Source organism: Streptomyces sp. NPDC003032 (assembly GCF_053591415.1).
In genome coordinates, this window is record NZ_JBSFTT010000022.1 from 47444 (window position 1) to 71859 (window position 24416).

Sequence of the window (24416 nt, forward strand, 5' to 3'; positions counted from 1 at the left end):
CTAGCGCGGACCGAGCGTCCAGCGCGGACCGGCCGGGCTGTCCTCGATGACGAGGCCCGACTGGCCCAGCTGGTCGCGGATGGCGTCGGCGGTGGCCCAGTCCTTGCGGCCGCGGGCGGCCTCGCGCTGGTCGAGGACCATGCGGACGAGGGTGTCGACGGCGCCGTGCAGGTCTTCACCCCGGTCGCTCCCGCCGCCGGCCCAGTGCGGGTCGAGCGGGTCGAGGCCGAGGACGCCGAGCATGGCCCGCACCTCGGCGAGGCGCGCCACGGCGGCTTCCTTGTCGTCGGCGGCCAGCGCGCTGTTGCCCTGGCGGACCGTGGTGTGCACGATGGCGAGCGCCTGCGGGACGCCCATGTCGTCGTCCATGGCGTCGGCGAAGGCGGGCGGCACCTGGTCGGCGGGCTCGACGACCCCGCCGGCCTTCTCCACCACGCGCTGCACGAAGCCCTCGATGCGGGCGAACGCGGACTCGGCCTCGCGCAGGGCCTCCTCGCTGTACTCGATCATCGAGCGGTAGTGCGGGGTGCCCAGGTAGTAGCGGAGCACGATCGGGCGCCACTGCTTGACCATCTCGCTGACGAGGACCGAGTTCCCGAGGGACTTCGACATCTTCTCGCCGCTCATGGTGACCCAGCCGTTGTGCGCCCAGTAGCGCGCGAACGCGTCGCCGAAGGCCTTGGCCTGGGCGATCTCGTTCTCGTGGTGCGGGAAGATCAGGTCGATCCCGCCGCCGTGGATGTCGAACTCGCCGCCCAGGTACTTGTGGGCCATCGCCGAGCACTCCAGGTGCCAGCCGGGACGGCCGCGGCCGAACGGCGTCTCCCAGGCGGGCTCGCCGGGCTTGACGGCCTTCCACATGGCGAAGTCGCGGGGGTCGCGCTTGCCCGCGACGCCCTCGTCGGGCTGGCGCAGGTCGTCGATGTCCTGGTTGGAGAGCTCCAGGTAGTCGGGCCAGGACCGCACGTCGAAGTAGACGCTGCCGTCGGCCTCGTAGGCGTGGCCGCGCTCGATGAGCGCGCGCATCATCTCGACCATCTCGGTGATGTGGCCGGTGGCGCGCGGCTCGTAGGTGGGCGGGAGGCAGCCGAGCGCGTCGTATCCGCTGTTGAAGGCGCGCTCGTTCTCGTACCCGATCGACCACCAGGGGCGGCCCTGCTCGGCCGACTTCTTGATGATCTTGTCGTCGATGTCGGTCACGTTGCGCACGAACGTCACGTCGTAGCCGCGGTAGATGAACCAGCGGCGCATGATGTCGAAGTTCAGGCCGGACCTGATGTGCCCGATGTGCGGGGCCGCCTGCACCGTGGCACCGCAGAGGTAGATCGAGACACAGCCTTCGTGGAGGGGGCTGAAGTCACGGATCTGCCGGGCGCTGGTGTCGTACAGGCGAATCGTCACCACTCCAGGGTAGTGGGCGCGGGACAGTGCCCCACGCCCCCTTCCGTCACCGGACACGCAACCGTGACGTGTGGGCCCCTCTCAGACCCTGCCGACCACCTTCCGCGCCGACACCCGCACCACGACCCGCTCGGAGTCGTCCTTCGACGCCGGGTTGAACTCCGCGTACTTCTTGCCCGTGTACTTCAGCGACAGCTCGTCGATCAGCTCCTGGCCGCCCTCCGTCGTCATCTCCGCCGTGCCGCGGATCTCCGCGTACGTATAAGGGGCGTCGAACGGCTGGAGCAGCACCGTCACGCGCGGGTCGCGGCGCAGGTTCTTCTCCTTGCGGCGGCCGACCGTCGTGGAGAACAGCACGTCGTCGCCGTCCCGCTTCACCCAGACCGGCGACAGCTGCGGGCTGCCGTCGGGCTGGATGGTGGCGACGACGATGAAGGACGGGGCGTCGAGGAGGGCTTTGAGCTGGTCGGACAGTGCGGCGGACATGGCTTCACTCCTTTGTGGGCAGCTGGCTGCGAGAGCCTCGCCTGTACGAGCCATACACCTACCCGATATCGCCCTCAGTGCGACGTACGTACGACCAACGCGGTGGCGACCGCGGCGAGCCCGTCGCCCCGGCCGGGGAAGCCGAGGCCGTCGGTGGTGGCCCCGGAGACCGAGACCGGCGCGCCCGCGGCGTCGGAGAGCACCTTCTGCGCCTCGTCGCGGCGCTTGCCGATCTTCGGGCGGGGGCCGATGACCTGGACCGCCACATTGCCGACGGTGAAGCCGGCGTCCCGGACGATGCGGGCCGCCTCGGCGAGGAGGGTGAGGCCCGAGGCGCCGGACCACTCGGGGCGGCCGGTGCCGAAGTGCGCGCCGAGGTCGCCGAGGCCGGCCGCGGAGAACAGCGCGTTGCACGCGGCGTGCGCGACGACGTCGGCGTCGGAGTGCCCGGCGAGTCCGGGTCCCTCGTCCTCCCACTTCAGACCGGCGCACCACAGTTCGCGGCCCTCTTCGAAGGCGTGGATGTCGGTGCCGATGCCGACCTGCGGCAGCAGAGGGACAGGGGGCGCCGCGGATGTCTCAGAAGCCATCGGTGGCCCTCCTGCGGGCGAGTACGGCCTCGGCCAGTACGAGGTCGAGGGGCCGCGTCACCTTGAAGGCCTCCTCGTGGCCGGGCACGACGACGACCGGCAGGCCCAGCTGCTCGACCATGCCGGCGTCGTCCGTGACGTTGCCGGTGACGGTCTCGTGGGCGCGCACGAGTGTGGCGCGGTCGAAGCCCTGCGGGGTCTGCACGGCGCGCAGCCGGGCCCGCTCGGGCGTGGCCACGACGGGCTCGGCCCCGCCGGGCGCCGCCGCGGGCTCGACCTGCTTGACGGTGTCGGCCAGCGGCAGCGCGGGCACCACGGCGGGCGCCCCGTCGCGTACGGCCTCGATGACGCCGTCGACCGTGTCGACGGGCACCAGCGGGCGGGCCGCGTCGTGCACGAGCACGATGTCGATGCCGGGCGGCAGCACGTCCAGGCCGGCCCGCACGGACTCCTGCCGGGAGGCGCCGCCGGGCACGACGAGGAAGTCGGTGCGCTCGGGCAGCGCGTGGTCGTCGAGGAGGGTCTTGACCTCGGGGACGCCGTCCGGGGGTGCCACGACGACGACGAGGGAGACGGCGCGGGACTCCGCCATGGCGCGGATCGCGTGGACGAGCATCGGGGTGCCGTTCAGCGCGCGGAGCGCTTTGGGGGCGCCAGGGCCGAGGCGCACGCCCCGTCCTGCCGCGGGGATGACCACCGCGGTACGGGATTCGCTAGACATCGGTTCCGTTCAGGTTTGTGTGCTCGGCCGACGTGGGTATGGCCTCACCGTGCCGTGCCGGGCGCGACATCTTGACCGGACCCTTCCGTGACATCTGGTCGAGCCAGCTGCCCGAGCCCGGCACGCCACACACGGCTCCCTGGGGCCGCCCTCACGTACGTATGCCTGGGTGCGAGAAATATCTGTCTGGGTACGAACATGCCGCAGCGCCCGGCGACTCCGGTTAAGGGTCAGCGGGCACCGCGGCATCATTGCGTCAAAACCATTGCGCCGAAGACAGACAGCCAAGGCGGGCGCCTCGGGCGGTCCGCGTCAGGACGCGAGGACCTCGTCAAGCAGGGCCTCGGCCTTGTCCTCGTTCGTGTTCTCCGCGAGGGCGAGCTCACTCACCAGGATCTGACGAGCCTTGGCGAGCATGCGCTTCTCACCGGCGGACAGTCCACGCTCACGCTCACGACGCCACAGGTCACGCACGACTTCCGCGACCTTGATGACATCGCCGGACGCGAGCTTCTCGAGATTTGCCTTGTAGCGACGCGACCAGTTCGTGGGCTCTTCGGCGTACGGCGCGCGCAGCACTTCGAAGACCCGGTCCAGCCCGTCCTGACCGACCACATCACGCACGCCGACGAACTCCGCATTGTCCGCTGGCACACGCACCGTCAGATCGCCCTGGGCGACCTTCAGCACCAAGTAGGTCTTGTCCACGCCTTTGATCTGGCGAGTTTCGATGGCCTCGATCAGCGCGGCCCCGTGATGGGGATAGACCACGGTGTCGCCAACCTTGAACGTCATGTGACAGGTACCCCTTCCGTGGCTATCCATCCTAACACGAGAATCGCCTCTTCTGAATGGCGTTTTCGCAGGTCAGGGCATATCTCGGGGCTTGACAACAGCAACAGGAACGTGCTGCGGAGGGCCGCCGGAACGGGGTATTCGCAGGTCGGAGCGGCTCTCCGGGGAGGGAGAAACGGGGGCGTTACGTCCCCCTCAAGAGCGCCCCGAGCGGCCGAACGTCCCGGTTTGCGCGGTTCCAAGCGGTGAACTTCCGCTACTCCGTTCGGTGACCGAAGAGGTGTACCGCACGCCGTCCGGCCAGATTCCGGAATTTATCAAGCCGCCGGTGATCAATTCTCCGGGCCGCCCGCATTCCTTACCGGAAATCCGCGAGAGGGTTCCGGCCGACTCCCGGCGACGCTTATGTGAATGGTGGACGAGTGGCCAATGGGGCGGTCGTGACACAGAGGCGGGCCGAACCGCCCGGGAAGAGGCTCGCGGGCCCAAGGGGCGGGTCGGGTGCGGCGGCGTGGGAACGGCTGGGTAACCTAAGCGCGCTGACACACCCTTAGGACGGCTTTACAGCCGTCCGCCCGTCCCGTATCGCCCACGTTCAAGGAGTTGCCGCCGCCGTGAGCCGCAGCCTTCGACGCGGCGCCCTCGCCGCCACCGCCATCGCGTTCTCGCTCGCCTCGCTCGCCGCGTGCGGCGCCGGCAGCAACGCCCAGACGCTGGGGGTCAAGCCGGACAACGCCGCGACCTCCGTCGGTGACATCAAGATCCAGAACGCCATGGTCATCACCCAGCCGGACCTGAAGGCCAAGGGCCCGGCCGTGGTCTCCGCGACGATCTTCAACGGAGGCACGACCGACCAGACCCTGGAGTCGATCAGGGTCAACGGCGCCGCCGAGAAGGCCAAGATCACGCCCGGCAAGGACGACAAGGCCTCCAAGGCGAACGGTCCGCTGACCATCCCGGCCGGCGGATCCGTCGTCATCGGCGGCAAGAACAACGCCACCGCCGTCCTGGACGGCGGCCGCGAGGCCGTCAAGGACGGCAACGCCCAGCAGGTCACCTTCGCCTTCAGCAAGACCGGCGACGTGAAGCTCAAGGCGTTCGTCGTGCCCGCCGAGAGCTACTTCACCAAGTGGGGCCCGACCAAGGTGCCGCAGGCGCCGGGCGCCGAGCCGGAGAAGTCCGGGAAGCCGGGAGCGCCGTCCACGGGCGCCTCCACCGACCCGTCGGGCCACGCGTCCGATGAGGCCTCCATGGAGCCCGGTACCGGTACTGGCACCGACGCCGGCACCGATGCCGATGGTGGCGCCGAGCACTGATCCACGTACGTACGCGCGTCGTACGAGGAAGGGCGGGACCCCCACCGGGGTCCCGCCCTTCCTCACGTCGGGCCGCTCGCGGTCTACGGCTCGAACTTGTAGCCGAGGCCGCGCACCGTCACCAGGTAGCGCGGGGCGCCCGGGTCCGGCTCGATCTTGGCGCGCAGTCGCTTCACGTGGACGTCCAGCGTCTTCGTGTCGCCCACGTAGTCCGCGCCCCAGACGCGGTCGATGAGCTGCATGCGGGTCAGGACGCGGCCCGCGTTGCGCAGGAGCATCTCCAGGAGGTCGAACTCCTTCAGGGGCAGGTCGACCTTGGAGCCGGAGACCGTGACCACGTGGCGGTCGACGTCCATGCGGACCGGGCCCGCCTCCAGTGCCTGCGGGGCGACCTCCTCCGGCTCGCCCCGGCGGCGCAGGACCGCGCGGATGCGGGCGACCAGTTCGCGGGACGAGAAGGGCTTGGTCACATAGTCGTCGGCTCCTATTTCGAGGCCGACCACCTTGTCGATCTCGCTGTCCTTGGCGGTGACCATGATCACCGGGACGTTGGAGCGGCTGCGCAGCTGGCGGCAGACCTCGGTGCCGGGCAGGCCGGGCAGCATCAGGTCGAGCAGGACGAGGTCGGCGCCGTTGCGCTCGAATTCGTCGAGTCCGTCCGGGCCGGTGGCCGCGATGGCGACCTCGAAGCCCTCTTTGCGGAGCATGTAGGACAGAGCGTCGCTGAAGGATTCCTCGTCCTCGACGACGAGCACTCGGGTCACGGAAGGACCTCCGGGGCAGGGATGGGTTCGTACGTAGTGGTCTCGTCGGTCGCGGCGTTCTCGGTGTTCCCGGTGTTCCCGGTGTTCTCCATGTCGAGTCCGCCGCCGTGACCTGATCCGCGCTCGCGGTGCGCGGCCGCCTCCGGCAGCCGCAGGGTGAAGGTGGAGCCCTGACCCTCGGAGCTCCACACCGTGACCTCCCCGCCGTGCGAGGCGGCCACGTGCTTGACGATGGCGAGGCCGAGGCCCGTGCCGCCGGTGGCCCGGGAGCGGGCCGGGTCGACGCGGTAGAAGCGCTCGAAGATGCGCTCCTTGTCCTTGTCGGAGATGCCGATGCCCTGGTCGGTGACGGCGACCTCGATGAAGTCTCCGCCGGGTGCGCTGACCTGTCGGGCGGCTATGCCCACGCGGGTGCGGGCGGGGCTGTAGTTCACGGCGTTCTCGACGAGGTTGCCGAGCGCCGCCGCGAGCTGGCCGCGGTTGCCCCAGATCTGGAGCTCGGCGGTGCCGCCCGCGGCCATGGTGATCTGTTTGTGGGAGGCCTGGTGCCGGCTGCGGTCGATCGCCTCCGCCACCAGTTCGTCGACCCGTACGGGTTCGGCGTCCTCCAGGGGGTCGTCGTTCTGGACGCGGGAGAGGTCGATCAGCTCCTGGACGAGGTTGGTCAGGCGGGTCGCCTCGATCTGCATGCGGCCCGCGAAGCGTTCGACGGCCTCGGGGTCCTCGGAGGCGTCCATGACGGCCTCGGAGAGGAGGCTGAGGGCCCCTACGGGGGTCTTCAGCTCGTGGGACACGTTCGCGACGAAGTCGCGGCGTACCGCCTCGATGCGGCGGGCCTCCGTGAGGTCCTCGACCAGGAGCAGCACGAGCCGGGAGCCGAGCGGGGCCACCCGCGCGGAGACCGCGAGGGCCTCGCCGCGGCCGGTGCCGCGCCGGGGGAGGTCCAGTTCGACCTGGCGTATCTCCCCGTCGCGGCGGGTGTCACGGGCCATCTTGAGCATCGGCTCGACGGCGAGCTTGCCGCCGCGGACGAGTCCGAGCGCGTACGCCGCCGAGCTGGCCTTGACGACGCTGTCCGCCTCGTCGAGGACGACGGCGGAGGAGCGCAGCACGGAGAGGACGGTGTCCACGCCCGGTGGCAGGACGGCGTCGGTGTGCAGGGAGGTCCGGGTGGGGCGTTTCTGGTCGCGCTCGCTCCAGCGGAACGCCAGCATGGCGATGACGCCGGTGCACACTCCGGCGATCGCTGCCGCTGCGGCGACCGCCGCGTTCACGTCCATGTCTCCAGGTTATGCGCCGGGTGAGTGCCGTCCACAGCCATTCGGGTGCGGCCTCGAACACTCGTCGCCCAGAGTTCACCGGGGAGACGGCGTCGGTTCATTTCTTCTGAGGGGTGCGGCAGGGGGCTGATCGGGGGACGATCAGGGATGTCGTCCTACGTCGCCCACAGTTCACCTTGATGACAGGGGCGGTTCATTCGGGGTGCCGGAAACGGACGCGTCGGGGTCGCACCGTGGCAGCGTAGGGGCCAGCCCCCTGAGACGTACGAGAGAGGGACAGCCACATGCGGGACGCGTACCACGAGGAACTTGACTCGATCGGCGAGAGCCTGGTCGAGATGGCCCGCCTGGTCGGGTCCGCGATCGGGCGCGCCACGACGGCCATGCTCGACGCCGATCTGAAGCTGGCCGAGAGCGTGATCGCCGCCGACCAGAAGGTCGACGACCTCCAGCACGAGCTGGAGGCGCGCGCGATAGCCCTGCTCGCGCGGCAGCAGCCGGTCGCCACCGACCTGCGCATCGTCGTGACCTCGCTGCGGATGAGCGCCGACCTGGAGCGCTCGGGCGACCTCGCCCAGCACGTCGCCAAGCTGGCGCGGCTGCGCTTCCCGGACTCGGCCGTGCCGCGGGACCTGCACGCCACGATCCTGGAGATGGGCCAGCTCGCGCAGCGCCTGATGGCGAAGGCGGCGGAGGTCATCATCACCAAGGACGTCGACCTCGCGCTCCAGCTGGAGCAGGACGACGACGAGATGGACCAGCTGCACCGCACGCTCTTCCAGCACCTGATGGACGACCGCTGGAAGCACGGCATCGAGACGGCCGTCGACGTGACGCTGCTCGGCCGCTACTACGAGCGCTTCGCGGACCACGCGGTGTCGGTCGCCAAGCGGGTCGTCTATCTGGTGACGGGGGAGCACGCGGACGAGATCCAGGCGTCGGGGCCGGCGGCGGTGGAGGGGGCGTAGGGCTTTTCGCGCCGTGTCGTACGTGTGTGTGCCCCGCGCGACGTCAGGTGTCGTGCGGGGCACGGTCTGTTCTGTTCCTGCCTGTTCCTGAAAACTGCTCCTGCCGTGTGGGGGGCGCCGGGCGTCAGCCGCAGCCGCCGCCGCACTGGCAGGCGCCGCCGGACTGGCAGCCGCACTGGCAGCCGGGGCCGCAGGTGCAGTTCATCGCTATGACGACGGGCTTGGGGGACTCGGCCATGGTCTCCTCCTCGAAGGCGTACGGGACGCGCTGCCTGCCTCCCATTGCATGCCGCCGGGCAGGGGCGCATCAACGGCGCACGTGTGCGCGAGGCGGACCGGTCGCCGCCGGGCCGATCACCTTGTGAAACATCCTCCACAACTGTCACAGACATGCCATAACCTGCGCTGTGAACGAGGGATTCCGGCTCGGGCGAACGGCCCGGGCCACTCATGTGGGGGGTCACATCACCGTGCGTACGCGCACCATCTCGACCGCGACAGCGCTCGCGGTCCTCTTCAGCTCGGCGGCGCTGGTCGCCGTGGCGTCCGGCCCGGCGGCGGCGGACTCCGCCAAGGTTCTCGACATACGGTCGACCGGTGACGTACTGGTGGACGGCAAGCACCAGCGCGTCTACGTCTCCGACCCCAAGGGCGGCAAGATCGTCGTCACGGACTACGCGGGCACCGTCAAGGCGACCCTGGACGGGCTGCCGGACGTCGAGGGCCTGGCGCTCTCGCCCGACTCCGGCCAGGTGTACGCGGCTGTCGCGGGCCTCAACCGGATCGTCTCCGTGGAGACGACCTCGTACTCCCAGAGCGCCAGTTACGCCCTTGACGGCGCCGAGAAGCCGCGCACGCTCGCGATGGCGAGCGGCAAGCTCTGGTTCGGCTACGGGCCGTCCGCGGCGGGCGGCATCGGCTCGCTCGACCTCGCCGGGGAAGAGCCGGTCGTCGCGCTCGACCAGGACGGCGACGTGAGCTTCTACGCCGCTCCGGAGCTGGGCTCCGACCCCGACTCGGGCATCCTCGTCGCCGGTGAGAAGGCGACGAGCAGCGACGCCCTGGCGGTGTACGACGTATCGGGCCCGAAGCCGGAGCTGCGGGTCTCCAAGTCGGTCGAGGGCGGCTTCTTTGACGACATCGCGGTGTCGCCCGACGGCACGCAGATCGTCACGGCCAGCGGCTCCCCGTACTACCACCCGGTGTACTCCACGAAGGACCTGTCCCCCGTGGGCCGCTACGACTCCGGGGACTACGGCGCGGCCGTGGACATCGCCCCCGACGGCACCGTGGCGGCGGGCACCTCCTCCTGGTACCGGCCCGACGTGCACATCTACCGGCAGGGTCAGTGGTCCAAGGTGCGGGAGTACGACTTCCCGAACACCGGCCAGAGCAGCGGCGCGGACACCCTCGCCGAGGGCGGCCTGGCCTGGGCGCCGGACGGCAGCCGGCTCTTCGCGGTCACCTCCAACAGCAACGACGTCTTCTCGCTGCGGGTCCTGACCGACCCGGCCAAGTCCCTGCCCAAGCTGACGGTCGAGGCGCCCGCGAAGGCACCGCGAGCCAAGCAGCTCACCGTCAAGGGCAAGCTCACCGGGGCGGGCCTTCCGGCCGGAACCGTCCTGACGGTCACCCGCACGGACGTCGAGTCACCCGCCCCCGGCAAGGAGCTGCCCCCGGTCAAGACCAAGACGGACGGCTCCTTCTCCTTCACGGACACCCCGCCCGCGGGCGGCAAGGTGACGTACAAGGTCGCGTACGCGGGTGACGCCACGCACGCGGCGGCCTCGGCGTCGGACACGGTGGAGGTCTCGCGCTCGAAGACCACGCTCACGCTCGACAAGAACGGCAAGGTCTACGGCTACGGCGCGGACGTCTCCTTCACGGCGCACCTCGGTACGACGCACAAGAACCGCACCGTGGAGATCTGGGCCGACCCCTACGGCGCCGACAAGCCCAACAAGCTGATGAAGAAGGGCGTCGTCAACTCGCGCGGGAACCTGTCGGCCACGGTCGACATGAAGCGCGACACGAAGGTCACGGCCGTCTTCTCCGGAGACGCGCGGTCGGCTTCCGCGAAGGCCACGTCGACGGCGTACGCCAAGGTGAAGATCTCCAGCTCGGTCTCCAGGCACTACAAGACGGGCAAGATCGGCTCGACGAAGTACCACTACTTCCACAAGAACACCGACCCGGTGCTCTCCACGTCGATGACGTACTACAAGGGCCGCAAGCAGCGCTTCGAGATCCAGGTCTACGGCCCTGACCGCAAGTGGCACGCGACGGGCTCGGAGTACTTCGAGCTCGGCTCCGACGGCACGTCCGCGGTGCGCCTGGGGGCACCCGGCGAGTCGGGCATCCGCGCACGGATCCGCTCGTCGTATGTGAACGGGACGTCGGGGGACAGCGTGAACTCGACGACGCATGGGGCGTGGAAGTACCTGAACTTCACGCGCTGACGGCGTTTCCCTCCTGGGCCGCCCGCCCCTGGCCGCCCGCCCTTGGCATAGGCAGTCCGCACGTGCCGATCCGGCCGCGGATGAGCGCTTTGCTGCCAAGTGCGGGCGACTGGGGGGTCCCGGGCGGGGGTTGGGGGCTAGACAGGAAGGCCGGGACGTTCTCTTCCGAGGGGGCCTGGCCGATGGTGCTGTCGATCAACGTGGCGGTTCTCCTGGCTGTCGTCATCATCCTGCGCCTCCGCAGACGCACCCAGTCCAGGAGCCGCAACGACGAAAAGCTGACGGTGGTCATCGTCCTGGTCTTCGGCGTACTGATCGCCCCGACGGCGTTCGGCCAGTGGATCCTGGACCTGGTCGGGGAAGTGGCTCAGGGGATCTCGGATTCGGGAGGGCCGTGAGGTCCGGCGTGTGCAGAGGTCCGGCGTGTACACCTGAGAGGTCGCCATCGGCCATCGCCGCCGACGCCGGCGAGTCACCAAGAAGCCCCCGCCCTGCCAGAAGGCGCAGGTCGGGGGCTTATTTGGGTGGGCCTACTTCTTCTTGCCCTGGTTCTTGACCGCCTCGATCGCCGCCTTCGCGGCGTCCGGGTCGAGGTAGGTGCCGCCCGGGTTCAGAGGCTTGAACTCGGCGTCCAGTTCGTAGGTGAGCGGGATGCCCGTCGGGATGTTCAGGCCCGCGATGTCCTCGTCGGAGATGCCGTCCAGGTGCTTGACCAGGGCGCGGAGGCTGTTGCCGTGTGCGGCTACCAGGACCGTCCTGCCCGTGAGGAGGTCGGGGACGATGCCGTCGAACCAGTACGGGAGCATGCGGACGACGACGTCCTTCAGGCACTCCGTCTGGGGGCGCAGCTCCGGGGGGAGGGTCGCGTAGCGCGGGTCGGAGAACTGGGAGTACTCGGCGTCGCGGTCCAGCGCGGGCGGCGGGGTGTCGTACGAGCGGCGCCACAGCATGAACTGCTCCTCGCCGAACTCGGCGAGCGTCTGGGCCTTGTCCTTGCCCTGGAGGGCGCCGTAGTGGCGCTCGTTCAGGCGCCACGAACGGTGTACGGGGATCCAGTGGCGGTCGGCCGATTCCAGGGCGAGCTGCGCCGTGCGGATGGCGCGCTTCTGGAGCGACGTGTGGACCACGTCGGGGAGCAGGCCGGCGTCCTTGAGCAGCTCACCGCCGCGGACCGCCTCCTTCTCGCCCTTCTCGTTGAGGTTGACGTCCACCCAGCCGGTGAACAGGTTCTTCGCGTTCCATTCGCTCTCGCCGTGGCGGAGGAGGATCAGCTTGTACGGTGCGTCGGCCATGCCTCTGAGCGTAATCGAACCCCGGCGGCCCTCGCGCGCGCGGGCGGGGGGAGGTGGAGGGAGGAGGGGATGTGACAGTTGGCGGTCCTCGTCAACTGGGTGGCGGCCCGTGGCGAGCGGATTGTAATGTGTGAACGGTGCACGCGGCACTTACCACCGGGGGGATCAGCGATGCCATTCACCGCCATGAGACGTGCCGTCAAGGAGAGCGTCTCGGGGCTTCCCCGCGCCTTCTGGTGGTTGTGGACGAGCACGCTGGTCAACCGGCTCGGGGCTTTTGTCGCCACCTTCATGGCCCTGTATCTGACCCTGGAACGGGGCTACTCGGCTTCGTACGCGGGTCTCGTGGCCGCCCTCCACGGGCTCGGCGGCGTCGTCTCCTCGCTCGGGGCGGGGGTGATGACCGACCGGCTCGGGCGGCGGCCCACGCTGCTCATCGCGCAGGCGTCGACGGCGGCCTCCGTGGCGCTGCTCGGGTTCATGGAGCATCCGCTCGCGATCGCCGGCGTCGCCTTCCTGGTGGGCATGGCCAGCAACGCCTCCCGGCCCGCCGTGCAGGCGATGATGGCGGACATCGTGCGGCCCGAGGACCGTGTGCGTGCCTTCTCGCTCAACTACTGGGCCATCAACCTGGGCTTCGCCATCTCGTCGGCGGGCGCCGGGTTCATCGCCTCGTACAGCTATCGCGCGGGCTTCCTGATCGAGGCCGCCATGACGATGGTCTGCGCGATCGTCGTCTTCGCGAAGCTGCCGGAGTCCCGGCCCGTGCGGACGGCTCTGGAGAAGGCCGCCGAGCCGGAGGTCGGGCTCGGGACCGTGCTGCGGGACGGGCGTTTCATGGGTGTCGTGGGGCTGTCGTTCCTCGTGGCGCTGATCTTCCAGCAGGGTTCGGTGGGGCTGCCGGTCGCCATGGGTGAGGCGGGGTTCACTCCCGCCGACTACGGCCTCGCGATCGCCGTGAACGGCGTGCTCATCGTGGCTCTGCAGATTCCGGTCACCCGCTTCATCGAACACCGGGACCCGCGGCGGCTGTTGGTGATCTCCTCGGTCGTCGCCGGGTACGGTTTCGGGCTCACCGCCTTCGCCGGGTCCGTCGGCGTCTTCGCGCTGACGGTGTGCGTGTGGACGCTCGCCGAGATCGTCAACGCGCCGACTCAGACCGGCCTGGTCGTACGGCTCTCCCCCACGCATGGGCGCGGGCGCTACCAGGGCATGTACACGATGTCCTGGTCCGTGGCCGCGCTGGTCGCGCCGCTGATGGCCGGCTTCATGATCGACCGGTTCGGGGCGGAGTGGCTGTGGGCGACTTGCGCGGTGCTCGGGACGGGGGCGGCGGTCGGGTACTGGGGGCTTATGCGGGGGCTTCCGGAGGAGGACGCCCCTTTGAGCGCGGGCGCTGTGGGGCCGGTGGAGCCGGTGGAACTGGGAGAGCCGGTAGAGCCCGTTGCGCCTTGTGCGGATTCCGTGGCCGCGCCGCGTCCGTAATGCCGTAGCGCCGTAGCCGCTACCGCCTCCACTAACCCTTCGGCCGGGTCAGATGGCTGAACGCGTCAAGGTTCCGCGTGGACTCGCCCCGCGAGACCCGCCACTCGTACTCCTTGCGGATCGCCGACGCGAACCCGAGTTCCAGGAGCGTGTTGAAGGAGTCGTCCGACGCGGAGAGGACCGCGCCGAGGAGGCGGTCCAGTTCGGCGGGGGTGACCGCGGAGAGCGGGAGCTTGCCGGCGAGGTAGATGTCGCCGAGGGAGTCGATCGCGTAACTCACGCCGTAGAGGCGGAGGTTCCGCTCCAGCAGCCAGCGGTGCACCGCCTCGTGGTTCTCGTCGGGGTGGCGGATCACGAAGGCGTTCAGGGAGAGGGAGTGGTTGCCCACGATCATCGACAGGGTGGTCGAGAGTTTGCGGGTGCCGGGGAGTTTCACCACGTACGAGCCGGGCTCGGGGCTCTCCCACTCCAGCTCGGTGTCGTCCAGGGTCCGCTCGATGACTGCGTGGGCCGGAAGGCCACTCGTATCCGCCGCTCCACCGCTCGCGCCCGGCGCGACGTCAGTCGTACCCGCCGCTCCACCGCTCGCGCTTGCCGCGACGCCACTCGCGCCCGCCCCGGCCGTCGCCCCAGCACCCGTACCCGTACTCGTACTCGTACCCGCCGCGGCATCCGCCGTCTCCGCAGCCTCAGGCGCCCCGCCAGCCTCAGGCGTCCCGCCAGTCCGCTCCCCGCCAGTCCGCTCAGCCATGATGCGAGCGTACGCGACGGCGGAAATCGTGCACGGCCGCGTTGTAGACGTCCGCCGTGGTGGCCGCCGCCCTGTCCCAGCCGAAGGACTGCGCGTGCCGGGCCGCCGCCGCCCCCATGCCGTCCACAAGCTGGGGATGGTCGGCGAAATCGCGCAGCACGCGCGCGTAGTGGGCCGGTTCGTGGCCGGAGACAAGGAAGCCCGTCACTCCGTCGCGTACGGCGACGGGCAGGCCGCCCACCGAGGCCGCGAGGACCGGCGTGCCCGCCGCCTGCGCCTCTATGGCGACGAGGCCGAAGGACTCGCTGTAGGAGGGCATCACGAGGACGGACGCCGCGCGGAACCAGTCCGCCAGCTGCTCCTGGCCCACCGGCGGCTGGAAGCGCACCACGTCCGCGATACCCAGCCGCGCGGCGAGCTTCTGGAGGCCTTCCGGCTTCGCGAGGCCGCTGCCGCTGGGGCCGCCGACGACGGGGACGACGATGTTCGAGCGCAGGGCGGGACGCTCGTCCAAGAGCACGGCGACCGCGCGGAGCAGCACGTCGGGGGCCTTCAGAGGCTGGATGCGGCCCGCGAAGAGGGGGATCAGGGCGTCCTGCGGCAGGCTGAGGCGGTGACGGGCCGCTGCGCGCCCGTCGGCCGGGCGGAAGCGGTCGAGGTTGACGCCGGGGTGGACGACGGCGACCTTGCCGGGGTCGGATTCGTAGTGGCGTACGAGTTCGGCGGCCTCTTCGGAGGTGTTGGCGATGAGGCGGTCGGCGGCCCGGACTATCTGCGTCTCACCGATGACGCGGGCGGCCGGCTCCGGAGTGTCGCCCTCGGCGAGCGCGGCGTTCTTGACCTTGGCCATGGTGTGCATGGCGTGGACGAGGGGCACGCCCCAGCGTTCGGCGGCGAGCCAGCCGACGTGGCCGGAGAGCCAGTAGTGGGAGTGGACGAGGTCGTAGTAGCCGGGGCGGTGGCCCGCCCAGGCCTGCATCACGCCGTGCGTGAAGGCGCAGAGCTGGGCCGGCAGCTCTTCCTTGGCGAGGCCCTCGTAGGGGCCCGCGTCGACGTGGCGCACGAGGACTCCGGGCGCCAGCTGCACGCTCGGCGGGAGGGCGCCGGTGGTGGCGCGCGTGAAGATCTCGACCTCGATGTTGATCGCGGCGAGGCGCTTGGCCAGCTCGACGATGTAGACGTTCATGCCGCCCGCGTCGCCCGTGCCGGGCTGGTGCAGCGGCGAGGTGTGCACGCTCAGCATGGCCACGCGGCGCGGGCGCCGCTGGGTGCCGGGGATGCGGAGCCGTGGGGGGGCCGCCGGGGAGCGACGCCCGAGCCTGGACACGTACTGGCTCACGTGGCGGTCCTCCTTGCGTACGGGCATGACGACGTGGAGGGCGTACGTACCTCCGGTAGGGGAACACCGGAAGGCTCTGCTCCATTTCCGCTCCCTTTCGTCTCTGTTCCTTTTTGCCAAAGCGTTACGAGCGGTACGAGGTTCTGGGGCGCCGCCCCCTGAACCGTCAGCCTCTGCACCGCCGCGCCCGCATACCCTTTCCCCATGGCCCCACGCACCCCCTCCCGCCCCGTGGGAACGGTGACGCGCGGGACCACGAACCCGAACCGGCTGCGCCGCATGGACCGCTGGATCGCCGCCACGCACGGCGCCGCCCTGCGCCGCTCCCCCGACCCCGTCGCCGTCGACCTCGGATATGGCGCCTCCCCCTGGACCGCCGTCGAACTGCTGCTCCGACTGCGTACCGTCGCTCCCCACGCGCGCGTGGTCGGCATCGAGATCGACCCGGCGCGGGTCGCGGCGGCCGGACCCTACGAGCGGGAGGGGCTCGCCTTCCGGCACGGCGGCTTCGAGGTGCCGCTGCCGGGCAGCCCGGCGCTGATCCGGGCCGCGAACGTCCTGCGGCAGTACGACGAGGAGCAGGTCGCCGCCGTTTGGGAGCGGCTCTGTGGGCGGCTCTCCCCCGGCGGGCTGCTCGTCGAGGGCACCTGCGACGAGATCGGCCGGCGGCACGTCTGGGTCGCGCTCGGCCCTGAGGGGCCGCGCACGGTGACCTTCGCGGCGCGGCTCGGCTCCCTGGAGCGGCCCTCGGACCTCGCCGAGCGGCTGCCGAAGGCGCTGATCCACCGGAACGTGCCGGGCGAACCGGTGCACGCGTTCCTGCGGGACTTCGACCGGGCCTGGGCGGCCGCTGCGCCGTACGCCTCGTACGGGGCGCGGCAGCGGTGGATCAGGTCGGTACGCGATGTGAGCGCCGACTGGCCGGTCCTCGACGGGAGTTCGCGGTGGCGGCAGGGGGAAGTGACGGTGGCCTGGGGGGCGTTGGCGCCGCGGCTGGGGTGACCCTTAGGCCAAGCGGACGTCACTCAGAGGTCCACCCGGAGGCCACCAAGGGTGAACCCCTAGGTCACCCGGAGGTGGGACCCGGAGTCCACCCTGAGGCCCTGACCTGCGGGGAACGAACGCCTCGGACCGTTCGTCACATGAGGCGGGTGGGGGATCGGAGTTTGCTGTCGGGCTCTGTCGTATTGAGCGTCGGCATGGCACCATCCCGAGGGCGACCAGAAGTTACTGACGGTAAATCAGCTTTGGGGGTGGCAGGGCGTGACCGGCAAGCGATACTCGACGGCGGCGACTGTGGCGCTGATCTGCGCGGCTGTGGTGGTGACCGCGCCGGGAGCGGCGTATGCGAGCCCATCGCCCCCGTCCAGCCCGGTGGAGCCGACGCCCGGGTCGGCCAAGTCACTGTCGGACGAGAGATCGTCGGGCAGGGGACTGCCGGACAAGAGGCTGTCGGACAAGACACTTGAGCAGGTCCGCAAGGACATCGAGAAGCTCTACCACGACGCGGGCGTGGCCACGGACGCGTACAACGCGGCCGAGGAGAAGGCCGACAAACAGTCCGAGCAGATCGTGAAGCTGGCCAAGGAGATCGCCGATGGCCAGGAGAAGCTGAAGAAGCTCAAGGCCCGCGCGGGCGCCGCTGCCCGCGCGCAGTACCGCGGCGGCGGCCTGCCGGACGAGGCCCAGCTGATGCTCAGCGACGACCCGGGCCAGTTCCTGGACGGCGCCGGGCGCCTGCGGCAGGGCGAGAAGGCCACCAAGGGCATGCTCACGGAACTGGACAGGACCCAGGACGACCTGCGGATATACGCCAAGGACGCCACGGCCCGCTGGAAGAAGCTGGAAGCCAACCGCAAGACGAAGGCCGCGTCGAAGAAGAAGATAAAGAAGAAGATCGCCGACGCCGAGAAGCTCGAATCGAGGCTGGCGAAGAAGGAGCGGGAGCGGCTGCGCAAGCTGGAGGAGGAGGCCGCCCTCAAGAAGCAGTCGGCGTGGGTGGATTCGGGCGTCCTGAAGGACGTGCAGAGCAAGGCGACACCGCAGGGCGAGAAGGCCGTCGAGTTCGCCACGGCCCAGATCGGCAAGCCGTACGTATGGGGCGCCGAGGGCCCGGGTTCGTACGACTGCTCGGGGCTGACGTCGAAGGCCTGGGCGGCGGCCGGGCGCGGCATCCCGCGGACCTCGCAGGAGCAGTGGAAGCAGCTGCCGCGCGTCGACGTCGAGAACATGCGCCCAGGCGACCTGATCATCTACCACTCGGACGCGAGCCATGTCGGGATATATCTGGGCGACGGCGCGATAGTGCACGCGCCGCGGCCGGGGCGGGACGTGACGATCGCGGGAGCCGGTTCCATGAAGATCCTCGGGGTCGTACGGCCCGACAAGTAGCGTCACGCCGCCGAAAGGCGTCCGGGGCCGGGCGGCGGGCGTGGGCGTGGGGCGTGGGGCGTGGGATATGTGACCCACTCCACCTCCCGGCCCTCCGCTCAACCCCCGGGGCGTGATGTTCGTCATCCCCGGCGGGGCCCTGCCGTGCCCAATTGCCTTCCAGGATGCGGCATATGACGGTGGCGGTTTGCCGCGCGGCATTCCAATGGAGGCGCGGCTACCGCTAAGGTCCCCGTCGGTGCCGCGTCGACCTGCGCGGCACCATGCCCTCGGGGGGAGGGAAGGAACCAAGCGATGCCCGTACCCATACCGCGGCAGAGAGCGATCCCGGCCGCGGAAGGCGGTCAGGCTCACGCGGCGCCCCGGCACGACGCGGCGACGCCCGCCCACGACGAGACGACCGGCGACGGCAGTGCCGGCACCGGCTCCAGCGACCCCAGGGGCCTCGGCGGTCCGGGCGGTCCGGGCGGTCCCGGCAACAGCACCGGCCCGGGCTCGGGCACCGGCACCGGCACGGGTACCAACACCGGCCTCAGCCTGCTGGTGATCGAGGACGACCCCGCAGGGTCACTGAGCGTTCCCCGGCTGCTCGACTCCGCGGGCAAGCCCATCCGTATCCGCACCGCCCGCAACCTCACCGAGGCCGAGCGGCTGCTCACGGACGACGTGCACTGCATCCTGCTCGACCTCGCCCTGACCGTCCCCGGCACCCCCGAGGAGGACGAGGACGAGCTCGCCGCCCTCAAGCACGTGCTGCGGCTCGCGCCCCGCCACGCCGTCCTCGCGCTCACCGCCAACGACGACTCCGAGCGCGGCGCCGAGGCCGTACGCGTCGGCGCCCAGGACTACCTCTTCCGTGACGAGCTGGACGGACGGCTGCTGAGCCGCGCCATCCGGTACGCGGTGGAGCGCAAGCGCGCCGACGCCGCCCAGCGCCAGCTGACCGAGTCACGGCTGCGGGCCCAGGAGAACGCGCGCCTGGAGCGCGGCCTGCTGCCGACGCCGCTCCTGGACGGCTCACCGCTGCGGTTCGCCGCCCGCTACCGGCCCGGACGCTCCCGCGCCCTGCTCGGCGGCGACTTCTACGACACCGTGCGCACCCCCGACGGCTCCGTGCACGTCATGATCGGCGACGTCTGCGGCCACGGCCCCGACGAGGCCGCGCTCGGAGTGGAGCTGCGGATCGCCTGGCGCGCGCTGACCTTCGCGGGCCTGTGCGGCGACGAACTGCTCTCGACCCTCCAGAAGGTCCTGGAGCACGAGCGCGCGGACGACGAGATCTTCGCGACGCTCTGCACGGTCGACATCGCCCCCGACGGCCGCCGGGCCGGCCTCTGCCTGGCCGGACACCCGTCGCCGCTGATAGCGCGCGAGGGCCGCCTCGCCGAACTCCTTCCGTACGAGGACGGGGGCCCCGCCCTCGGCCTCCTCCCGCGCGCGCGATGGCCGCGTCGGCAGGTGGAGCTGGGCGGGAAGTGGAGCCTGATGCTCTACACGGACGGCCTGATCGAGGGCCGGATCGGCCAGGGCAATCAGCGTCTGGGGCAGGAGGGCATGGTGGAGATGGTCCGCCGCCAGATCGCCGCGGGGCTCCAGGGCGAGGAGCTGCTCGAAGCGGCCGTGAACGAGGCGCGGGACCTCAACGGCGGTGATCTCACGGACGACGTGGCGGTCCTGCTGCTGGACCGGACGCCGGGCGGCCACTAGCGCGCGGCGGGCGGCCGCGAGCGGGCGGCGGGCGGGCCCGACCGGGATCTACCGGCCGCCGTTGTAGGGCCCGTACGGCCCGTCGCTGCTGGAGCCGCCTCGGCGGCCGCCGCCACCGGTGATCTGCCGGATCGCGGGGCGCACGTCCACCATGTAGACGATGGTGGCGATGAGGCCGAGGATCGGAAGGAACGACAGGATGTTGAAGATCAGGTTCACCACGAAGGCGAGCCCGAGGATGATCAGCCAGAACGGTTTCGTCTTCTTGTCCGCGGCCCGATAGGCGTCCTCGCGCCGGATGGCGGCGTCGATGAGCGCGAATCCGCTGAAGACAATCAGGGCCAGCGACAGCAGCCACATGAAGTTCGCGAACCCTTGCATCAGCACAACGTCCACCACCAGTCTCGGCTCTTCATTACGCGGCCACGGTACCCGCTACCCCGTCAACGGGGCGGACACTCCGTGAGTGCCCGCCCCGTACGACTCGCCGGTATTACTTCGCGGGCGGCGTGGTCTTCTTCGCCGCCGTCGTCTTGCGGGCCGGCGCCTTCTTGGCGACGGGCTTCTTCGCGGGCACGGCGGTCGCGCCCGCGGGCTCGGAGGCTCCGGTCACCTTGGGCGTCACGGGCTCCGCCTCGTCGTCCGGCTCGACCGTCTCGGCCAGGTCGAGGATCTCCTCGGCGGCCTCGCCGCGCCAGGTCTTCACGGTCTGCTCGCCGTGCTCGGCGACCTCGTCGTACTTCTCGCGCGCCTTGACCGCGAGCTCGGCGGCCACGCCGACGCCGCGCAGCGCGAGGTCCTGGGCGGTCTCGCCGAGCTTCTTCAGGTCGGTGTCCAGGGTGCCGAGCACCTCGGTGACCTTGGCCTGGATGGTCTCCTGCGCCTCCTTGGCGCGGGCGGCGGCCTTGTCCTGGACGACCTTGGGGTCGGTGTTGCGCACCGCGTCGAAGCGGGAGGGCGCCTCGGCGATCAGCTGCTCGACGATGCCCGGCACCTTCTTCGCCTGCTGGAAGGCGAGGTCCGCGGACCCGGCGACGAAGTATGCGGGGGTGGTGTTGGTGAGAGTCTTGCGCAGGTCATCAGTGATGGCCATGACGATGGTCCTCCCGGATTCGCGTCAGCTGGTTCAGCTTGGGGGTGTTGGGGGTGTCTGCTTCGGATGGGCATCACTGCCGTCGACGGCGTCGGGACCCTCATCCGTGTACGAGGAGTCCGTGTACGAGGAGTCCGCGTACGAAGAGTCCGCGTACGAAGAGTCCGCGTACGAAGAGCTCTCGAAGCCGTTCTCCTTGCGGAACGACTCGTAGATCTGCAACAGCACCTGCTTCTGGCGCTCGTTGATGGAGGGGTCGGCAAGGATGACGGCGCGCGTCTCCAGCTCGTCCCGCTCCTTCTCGTCGAGGATCCCGGCCCGCACGTACAGCGTCTCGGCGGAGATCCGCAGGGCCTTCGCGACCTGCTGCAACACCTCGGCGCTCGGCTTGCGCAGGCCGCGCTCGATCTGGCTCAGATACGGATTGGACACCCCGGCGGCATCGGCGAGCTGCCTGAGCGACAGCTGCGCGTTGCGCCGCTGCTCGCGCAGATACTCGCCGAGATTGCCGACGTTGAGTGATGCCATGCCTCGATGGTGCAGCCCCTTGCTAACTTTTGCAAGCACCTGCTTGCAAAAGTGCGCCATGCCACTCTCCAGAGGGGAGGTCGCTGCTGGTGGCGACCGCCAGGGTGCCGGGCCTTTGTTGGTCCCGCCGTCGGCGGAGAGTATGACGCGGTCGTGGGGCCACTCGGGGCTGACGACGTCCAGGGTCCAGCCGTCCGGTGTCGTCCTGTGCGGGCCGCCGCCGAAGAGACCGGCTATGCGTACCGGGACGCCCGCGGTCCACCGCCGCCGGCACGTCGTGCCGTTGCCCTTCTATGGTCAGGGCCGCGTTCAGGCCCGTCGTACGGGCGTCGTCCACCAGTGCCTGTACGTCATCGAGGCCGCGCGGCGGCGTCGTGTCGTCGACCCGGCGCCGTGCGGTCTTCTCCCGGGTGCGCTCGGCTTCGTCCGCACGCCGCTCCCCCTGCCGCAACGCCTCGCCCGCGGCAGCGGCGGCGGCGATCAGCCAGGCGCTCACCGGCGTGATCGTCGGCGGGCTGGCGCCGGCGCGTCCCACCGGTCGTGTCGGTACGGGGCGCGGGCGGCGGGCGGGGGTTCTCGTCCCCCTGGTGGCGGGGCCGGCCGCCATGGCGCTGGGTGCGCTGGTCGTGGCCACCTCCGACAACGGCATCGGCACCGGGCGCGGCGGGGCGCACTGACCTGTTGCACGCGGCATCGGCAGGCGTTCCCCCTCGCTCACAAACCCACGAACCCGCTCGTCGCGCGGGTTGTCAGAGGTGGTCGGTAACGTTCCTCGTGTGGTGTCCATCCCCGACCTCGTCCGACTGCGTCAGGCCCGTGACCGTATGGATCGAGATTACGCGCAGCCGCTGGACGTGCCCGCGCTGGCGCGGGACGCGCTCATGTCCGCCGGGCACTTCTCGCGCAGCTTCCGTGCCGCCTTCGGCGAGACGCCGTACAGCTACCTGATGACGCGTCGGATCGAGCGGGCCAAGGCGTTGCTGCGGCGCGGCGATCTGTCGGTGACGGACGTGTGCATGGCGGTCGGATGCACGTCACTGGGCTCGTTCAGTTCGCGGTTCACGGAGGTGGTCGGGGAGAGCCCGAGCGCGTACCGGGCCCGTGATCATGGGGCGGGCGCCGCCATTCCCGCCTGCCTCGCCAAGATCTACACCCGACCGGTCAGGAACGGAGAAGCCAAAAGCCCTGGCGGTCCCTAGCGTGGTGGGCATGGAAATCAACCTCGCACAGTGCTTCATCGCCGTCGACGACCACGACAAGGCGCTCTCCTTCTATCGCGACGTGCTCGGTCTGGAAGTGCGTAATGACGTCGGGTTCGAGGGGATGCGGTGGGTCACCGTCGCCTCGCCCACGCAGCCCGGCGTGGAGATCGTCCTCGAACCGCCGCTCGCGGACCCGAACGCCACGGACTCCGACCGGAAGGCCGTGGCCGAGCTGATGGCCAAGGGCCACCTGCGCGGCGTCATCTTCCGGACCGACGACTGCGACACCACGTTCGAGCGGATCCGCGCCGCGGGTGGCGAGGTCCTCCAGGAGCCGATGGACCAGCCCTACGGCGTACGCGACTGCGCCTTCCGCGACCCGGCCGGCAACATGATCCGCTTCAACCAGCCGCGCGGGAAGTAGCGGCGGGAAGTAGCGGCGGGAAGTAGTGGCGCGAAGCCGCTGCGGGTTGCCTCACCGGGAAGTCGGGAAAATGAGCCGGCCTGGTTGTTGACCTTCACCTTGGGGCAGGGCCCAGCATCGGTGGGGCCGGGCGACGTGCCCGGTGTGAGGAGGGGTGGGTATGGGGTTGCTGACCATCGGGGCGTTCGCGAAGGCGTCCCGGCTGTCGCCGAAAGCGCTGCGGCTCTATGACGAGCTCGGACTGCTGACCCCGGCCCGCGTCGACCCCGTGACCGGCTACCGGCTCTACGCCCCCGAGCAGTTGGAGCAGGCCCGGCTGGTGGCCTGGCTGCGGCGCCTCGGTATGCCGCTGGCCCGCATCCAGCACGTCCGCACACTGGACGAAGCGGGGGCCGCCCAGGAGGTCCGTACTTTCTGGGCCCGGGTCGAGGCCGACACCGCCGCGCGGCGGGATCTGGCCGCCTTCCTCATCGACCATCTGTCCACGTCACGGTCCCGGTCCCAGTCCCAGGCAACGTCCAGGACCAGGGCCGGGACCAGGACCAGGTCCAGGGAGGATTCCGTTATGGCCACGACCGCCGAACCGCTGGAAATCCGTTACGCCGCACTGTCCGACACCGGGCTGGTTCGCGAGAGCAACCAGGACACCGCCTACGCCGGGGCGCGCCTGCTCGCCGTCGCCGACGGTTACGGCCCCGGCGGAGCGCCCGCCGGAGCCGCCGCCGTCGACGCGCTCCGGCGCCTCGAAACCGACGGCATCCCGGCGGGCCACCTCCTCAACACCCTTGAGGACGCCGTCGAACACGCCGACCGGGCCGTACGCGGCATCGTCGGGCCCGACCCGGCGATGCCGCACGAGGCCGGCACCACGCTCACCGCGATGCTCTTTACCGGGTCGCAGCTGGCCCTCGTCCACATCGGGGACTCCCGCGCCCATCTCCTGCGGGACGGCGAGTTCTTCCAGGTCACCCACGACCACACGATGGTGCAGTCGCTGGTCGACGAGGGGCGCCTCAGCCCGGAGGAGGCCGCCTCGCACCCCCAACGGTCGCTGCTGATCCGTGCCTTGGGCGCGGGCGAGGCCACCCCCGACATGCGCCTGCACGACGCCCGGCCCGGCGACCGCTACCTGCTCTGCTCCGACGGACTGAGCGCCGTCGTGCCGGCCGAGGACATCCGCCGGGTGATCACGGAGGTCGGTGACCCCGAGCAGGCGGTACGCGAGCTCGTCGCCCTGGCCAACGGCTCCGGCGGCCCCGACAACGTCAGCTGTGTGGTCGCCGACGTCGTCACGTCCGTGACCACATCCCACGTCACGGACGACGTTTCGTCCGACGTCACGGTGGATGGGCCCGTTCCGGCCAGGTAGCCACTTTTTTGTGGGTACTTGGCGTGCGGCGCGTCTCGGGCCAACCTGGTGAGGG

25 protein-coding genes and 1 pseudogene are annotated in these 24416 nt (G+C 70.4%); 12 read left to right on the forward strand and 14 right to left on the reverse strand.

What is annotated here, in order from left to right:
- The 5 genes from cysS to ACWDZ7_RS27560 all read right to left on the reverse strand — a co-directional run bounded on the left by cysS (position 1) and on the right by ACWDZ7_RS27560 (position 3993).
- Positions 1-1401, reverse strand: a complete 1401-nt coding sequence (gene cysS / locus ACWDZ7_RS27540; RefSeq protein ID WP_451800614.1) for a cysteine--tRNA ligase — start codon at positions 1399-1401, stop codon at positions 1-3.
- A gap of 81 nt (positions 1402-1482) precedes the next feature.
- Positions 1483-1887: a PPOX class F420-dependent oxidoreductase gene (locus tag ACWDZ7_RS27545; RefSeq protein WP_451800616.1), complete on the reverse strand. Its 405-nt coding sequence runs from the start codon at positions 1885-1887 to the stop codon at positions 1483-1485.
- A 74-nt stretch (positions 1888-1961) separates the two neighbouring features.
- The gene (ispF, locus tag ACWDZ7_RS27550) at positions 1962-2477 is read right to left on the reverse strand and encodes a 2-C-methyl-D-erythritol 2,4-cyclodiphosphate synthase (protein ID WP_451516477.1); all 516 of its coding nucleotides are present in this window, start codon (positions 2475-2477) and stop codon (positions 1962-1964) included.
- Positions 2467-3198, reverse strand: a complete 732-nt coding sequence (ispD, locus tag ACWDZ7_RS27555; RefSeq protein WP_451800617.1) for a 2-C-methyl-D-erythritol 4-phosphate cytidylyltransferase — start codon at positions 3196-3198, stop codon at positions 2467-2469. Before ispD ends, ispF begins: the two co-directional genes overlap by 11 nt.
- A 312-nt stretch (positions 3199-3510) precedes the next feature.
- A complete protein-coding gene (locus ACWDZ7_RS27560; RefSeq protein WP_003953493.1) occupies positions 3511-3993 on the reverse strand; it encodes a CarD family transcriptional regulator in 483 nt (160 codons plus the stop codon).
- Positions 3994-4607: 614 nt separating this feature from the next.
- Between ACWDZ7_RS27560 and ACWDZ7_RS27565 the strand changes: the two genes are divergently transcribed.
- Positions 4608-5309 carry a DUF461 domain-containing protein gene (locus ACWDZ7_RS27565; protein WP_451800618.1) on the forward strand — a complete coding sequence of 234 codons (702 nt, stop codon included), beginning with the start codon at positions 4608-4610 and terminating at the stop codon, positions 5307-5309.
- 83 nt (positions 5310-5392) lie between these two features.
- Here ACWDZ7_RS27565 and ACWDZ7_RS27570 read toward each other — a convergent pair whose 3' ends face one another.
- Both ACWDZ7_RS27570 and ACWDZ7_RS27575 read right to left on the reverse strand, forming a co-directional pair.
- Positions 5393-6073 (reverse strand): response regulator transcription factor, encoded by a 681-nt coding sequence (locus ACWDZ7_RS27570; protein ID WP_030362171.1) that lies wholly within the window; start codon positions 6071-6073, stop codon positions 5393-5395.
- The gene (locus ACWDZ7_RS27575) at positions 6070-7353 is read right to left on the reverse strand and encodes a sensor histidine kinase (protein WP_451800619.1); all 1284 of its coding nucleotides are present in this window, start codon (positions 7351-7353) and stop codon (positions 6070-6072) included. The genes ACWDZ7_RS27570 and ACWDZ7_RS27575 overlap by 4 nt, the downstream gene beginning before the upstream one ends.
- A 284-nt stretch (positions 7354-7637) precedes the next feature.
- Here ACWDZ7_RS27575 and phoU point away from each other — a divergent pair, with 284 nt between their 5' ends.
- The 3 genes from phoU (at position 7638) to ACWDZ7_RS27590 (ending at position 11178) form a co-directional block, all read left to right on the forward strand.
- Positions 7638-8321 (forward strand): phosphate signaling complex protein PhoU, encoded by a 684-nt coding sequence (gene phoU, locus ACWDZ7_RS27580; protein ID WP_451516473.1) that lies wholly within the window; start codon positions 7638-7640, stop codon positions 8319-8321.
- Between the two features lie 470 nt (positions 8322-8791).
- Positions 8792-10780: an Ig-like domain repeat protein gene (locus ACWDZ7_RS27585; RefSeq protein ID WP_451800620.1), complete on the forward strand. Its 1989-nt coding sequence runs from the start codon at positions 8792-8794 to the stop codon at positions 10778-10780.
- A gap of 182 nt (positions 10781-10962) precedes the next feature.
- Positions 10963-11178 carry a hypothetical protein gene (locus tag ACWDZ7_RS27590; RefSeq protein WP_451800621.1) on the forward strand — a complete coding sequence of 72 codons (216 nt, stop codon included), beginning with the start codon at positions 10963-10965 and terminating at the stop codon, positions 11176-11178.
- A 132-nt stretch (positions 11179-11310) separates the two neighbouring features.
- Here ACWDZ7_RS27590 and ACWDZ7_RS27595 read toward each other — a convergent pair whose 3' ends face one another.
- Positions 11311-12072, reverse strand: a complete 762-nt coding sequence (locus tag ACWDZ7_RS27595) for a phosphoglyceromutase (RefSeq protein WP_451800623.1) — start codon at positions 12070-12072, stop codon at positions 11311-11313.
- A gap of 171 nt (positions 12073-12243) precedes the next feature.
- Between ACWDZ7_RS27595 and ACWDZ7_RS27600 the strand changes: the two genes are divergently transcribed.
- On the forward strand, positions 12244-13557 hold the full coding sequence (locus ACWDZ7_RS27600) for an MDR family MFS transporter (protein WP_451800625.1): 1314 nt from the start codon (positions 12244-12246) through the stop codon (positions 13555-13557).
- A gap of 31 nt (positions 13558-13588) precedes the next feature.
- Here ACWDZ7_RS27600 and ACWDZ7_RS27605 read toward each other — a convergent pair whose 3' ends face one another.
- Both ACWDZ7_RS27605 and mshA read right to left on the reverse strand, forming a co-directional pair.
- Positions 13589-14056, reverse strand: coding sequence for a YbjN domain-containing protein (locus ACWDZ7_RS27605; RefSeq protein WP_451800754.1), 468 nt, complete (start codon positions 14054-14056; stop codon positions 13589-13591).
- A 244-nt stretch (positions 14057-14300) separates the two neighbouring features.
- Positions 14301-15647 carry a D-inositol-3-phosphate glycosyltransferase gene (mshA, locus tag ACWDZ7_RS27610; protein ID WP_451800627.1) on the reverse strand — a complete coding sequence of 449 codons (1347 nt, stop codon included), beginning with the start codon at positions 15645-15647 and terminating at the stop codon, positions 14301-14303.
- Between the two features lie 204 nt (positions 15648-15851).
- On the opposite strand from mshA, the gene ACWDZ7_RS27615 reads away from it, so the two are divergent.
- The 3 genes from ACWDZ7_RS27615 (at position 15852) to ACWDZ7_RS27625 (ending at position 19745) form a co-directional block, all read left to right on the forward strand.
- A complete protein-coding gene (locus ACWDZ7_RS27615) occupies positions 15852-16649 on the forward strand; it encodes a class I SAM-dependent methyltransferase (protein WP_451800628.1) in 798 nt (265 codons plus the stop codon).
- A 261-nt stretch (positions 16650-16910) separates the two neighbouring features.
- On the forward strand, positions 16911-18038 hold the full coding sequence (locus ACWDZ7_RS27620) for a C40 family peptidase (protein ID WP_451800629.1): 1128 nt from the start codon (positions 16911-16913) through the stop codon (positions 18036-18038).
- Positions 18039-18332: 294 nt separating this feature from the next.
- A complete protein-coding gene (locus tag ACWDZ7_RS27625; RefSeq protein ID WP_451800631.1) occupies positions 18333-19745 on the forward strand; it encodes a PP2C family protein-serine/threonine phosphatase in 1413 nt (470 codons plus the stop codon).
- Positions 19746-19793: 48 nt separating this feature from the next.
- Here ACWDZ7_RS27625 and ACWDZ7_RS27630 read toward each other — a convergent pair whose 3' ends face one another.
- From ACWDZ7_RS27630 to ACWDZ7_RS27645, 4 genes and pseudogenes are all read right to left on the reverse strand, one after another.
- Entirely contained in the window at positions 19794-20126 is a 333-nt protein-coding gene (locus ACWDZ7_RS27630) for a DUF2516 family protein (protein ID WP_451516513.1), read from the reverse strand.
- 112 nt (positions 20127-20238) lie between these two features.
- On the reverse strand, positions 20239-20838 hold the full coding sequence (locus tag ACWDZ7_RS27635; RefSeq protein ID WP_451800632.1) for a hypothetical protein: 600 nt from the start codon (positions 20836-20838) through the stop codon (positions 20239-20241).
- A 33-nt stretch (positions 20839-20871) separates the two neighbouring features.
- Complete coding sequence (locus ACWDZ7_RS27640) at positions 20872-21366, reverse strand: helix-turn-helix domain-containing protein (protein ID WP_451800633.1); 495 nt, start codon at positions 21364-21366, stop codon at positions 20872-20874.
- A 253-nt stretch (positions 21367-21619) separates the two neighbouring features.
- Positions 21620-21856, reverse strand: a pseudogene (locus ACWDZ7_RS27645) (sensor histidine kinase); the annotation flags it as partial.
- Between the two features lie 10 nt (positions 21857-21866).
- On the opposite strand from ACWDZ7_RS27645, the gene ACWDZ7_RS27650 reads away from it, so the two are divergent.
- From ACWDZ7_RS27650 to ACWDZ7_RS27665, 4 genes are all read left to right on the forward strand, one after another.
- A complete protein-coding gene (locus ACWDZ7_RS27650; protein WP_451800634.1) occupies positions 21867-22043 on the forward strand; it encodes a DUF6223 family protein in 177 nt (58 codons plus the stop codon).
- A 102-nt stretch (positions 22044-22145) separates the two neighbouring features.
- A complete protein-coding gene (locus ACWDZ7_RS27655; protein WP_451800756.1) occupies positions 22146-22565 on the forward strand; it encodes a helix-turn-helix transcriptional regulator in 420 nt (139 codons plus the stop codon).
- Positions 22566-22575: 10 nt separating this feature from the next.
- Positions 22576-22992: a VOC family protein gene (locus ACWDZ7_RS27660; protein ID WP_451800635.1), complete on the forward strand. Its 417-nt coding sequence runs from the start codon at positions 22576-22578 to the stop codon at positions 22990-22992.
- Between the two features lie 160 nt (positions 22993-23152).
- Entirely contained in the window at positions 23153-24361 is a 1209-nt protein-coding gene (locus ACWDZ7_RS27665) for a MerR family transcriptional regulator (protein WP_451800636.1), read from the forward strand.
- The last annotated feature ends 55 nt before the right edge of the window (positions 24362-24416 follow it).

Coding starts and splice junctions, on each gene's coding strand:
- ACWDZ7_RS27625 (WP_451800631.1), top strand. CDS start 18,333: ATGCCCGTACCCATACCGCGGCAGAGAGCGATCCCGGCCGCGGAAGGC.
- ACWDZ7_RS27615 (WP_451800628.1), top strand. CDS start 15,852: ATGGCCCCACGCACCCCCTCCCGCCCCGTGGGAACGGTGACGCGCGGG.
- ACWDZ7_RS27640 (WP_451800633.1), bottom strand. CDS start 21,366: ATGGCATCACTCAACGTCGGCAATCTCGGCGAGTATCTGCGCGAGCAG.
- ACWDZ7_RS27665 (WP_451800636.1), top strand. CDS start 23,153: ATGGGGTTGCTGACCATCGGGGCGTTCGCGAAGGCGTCCCGGCTGTCG.
- phoU (WP_451516473.1), top strand. CDS start 7,638: ATGCGGGACGCGTACCACGAGGAACTTGACTCGATCGGCGAGAGCCTG.
- ACWDZ7_RS27600 (WP_451800625.1), top strand. CDS start 12,244: ATGCCATTCACCGCCATGAGACGTGCCGTCAAGGAGAGCGTCTCGGGG.
- ACWDZ7_RS27660 (WP_451800635.1), top strand. CDS start 22,576: ATGGAAATCAACCTCGCACAGTGCTTCATCGCCGTCGACGACCACGAC.
- ACWDZ7_RS27635 (WP_451800632.1), bottom strand. CDS start 20,838: ATGGCCATCACTGATGACCTGCGCAAGACTCTCACCAACACCACCCCC.
- ispF (WP_451516477.1), bottom strand. CDS start 2,477: ATGGCTTCTGAGACATCCGCGGCGCCCCCTGTCCCTCTGCTGCCGCAG.
- ACWDZ7_RS27590 (WP_451800621.1), top strand. CDS start 10,963: ATGGTGCTGTCGATCAACGTGGCGGTTCTCCTGGCTGTCGTCATCATC.
- ACWDZ7_RS27595 (WP_451800623.1), bottom strand. CDS start 12,072: ATGGCCGACGCACCGTACAAGCTGATCCTCCTCCGCCACGGCGAGAGC.
- ACWDZ7_RS27545 (WP_451800616.1), bottom strand. CDS start 1,887: ATGTCCGCCGCACTGTCCGACCAGCTCAAAGCCCTCCTCGACGCCCCG.
- ACWDZ7_RS27575 (WP_451800619.1), bottom strand. CDS start 7,353: ATGGACGTGAACGCGGCGGTCGCCGCAGCGGCAGCGATCGCCGGAGTG.
- ACWDZ7_RS27630 (WP_451516513.1), bottom strand. CDS start 20,126: ATGCAAGGGTTCGCGAACTTCATGTGGCTGCTGTCGCTGGCCCTGATT.
- ACWDZ7_RS27560 (WP_003953493.1), bottom strand. CDS start 3,993: ATGACGTTCAAGGTTGGCGACACCGTGGTCTATCCCCATCACGGGGCC.
- ispD (WP_451800617.1), bottom strand. CDS start 3,198: ATGTCTAGCGAATCCCGTACCGCGGTGGTCATCCCCGCGGCAGGACGG.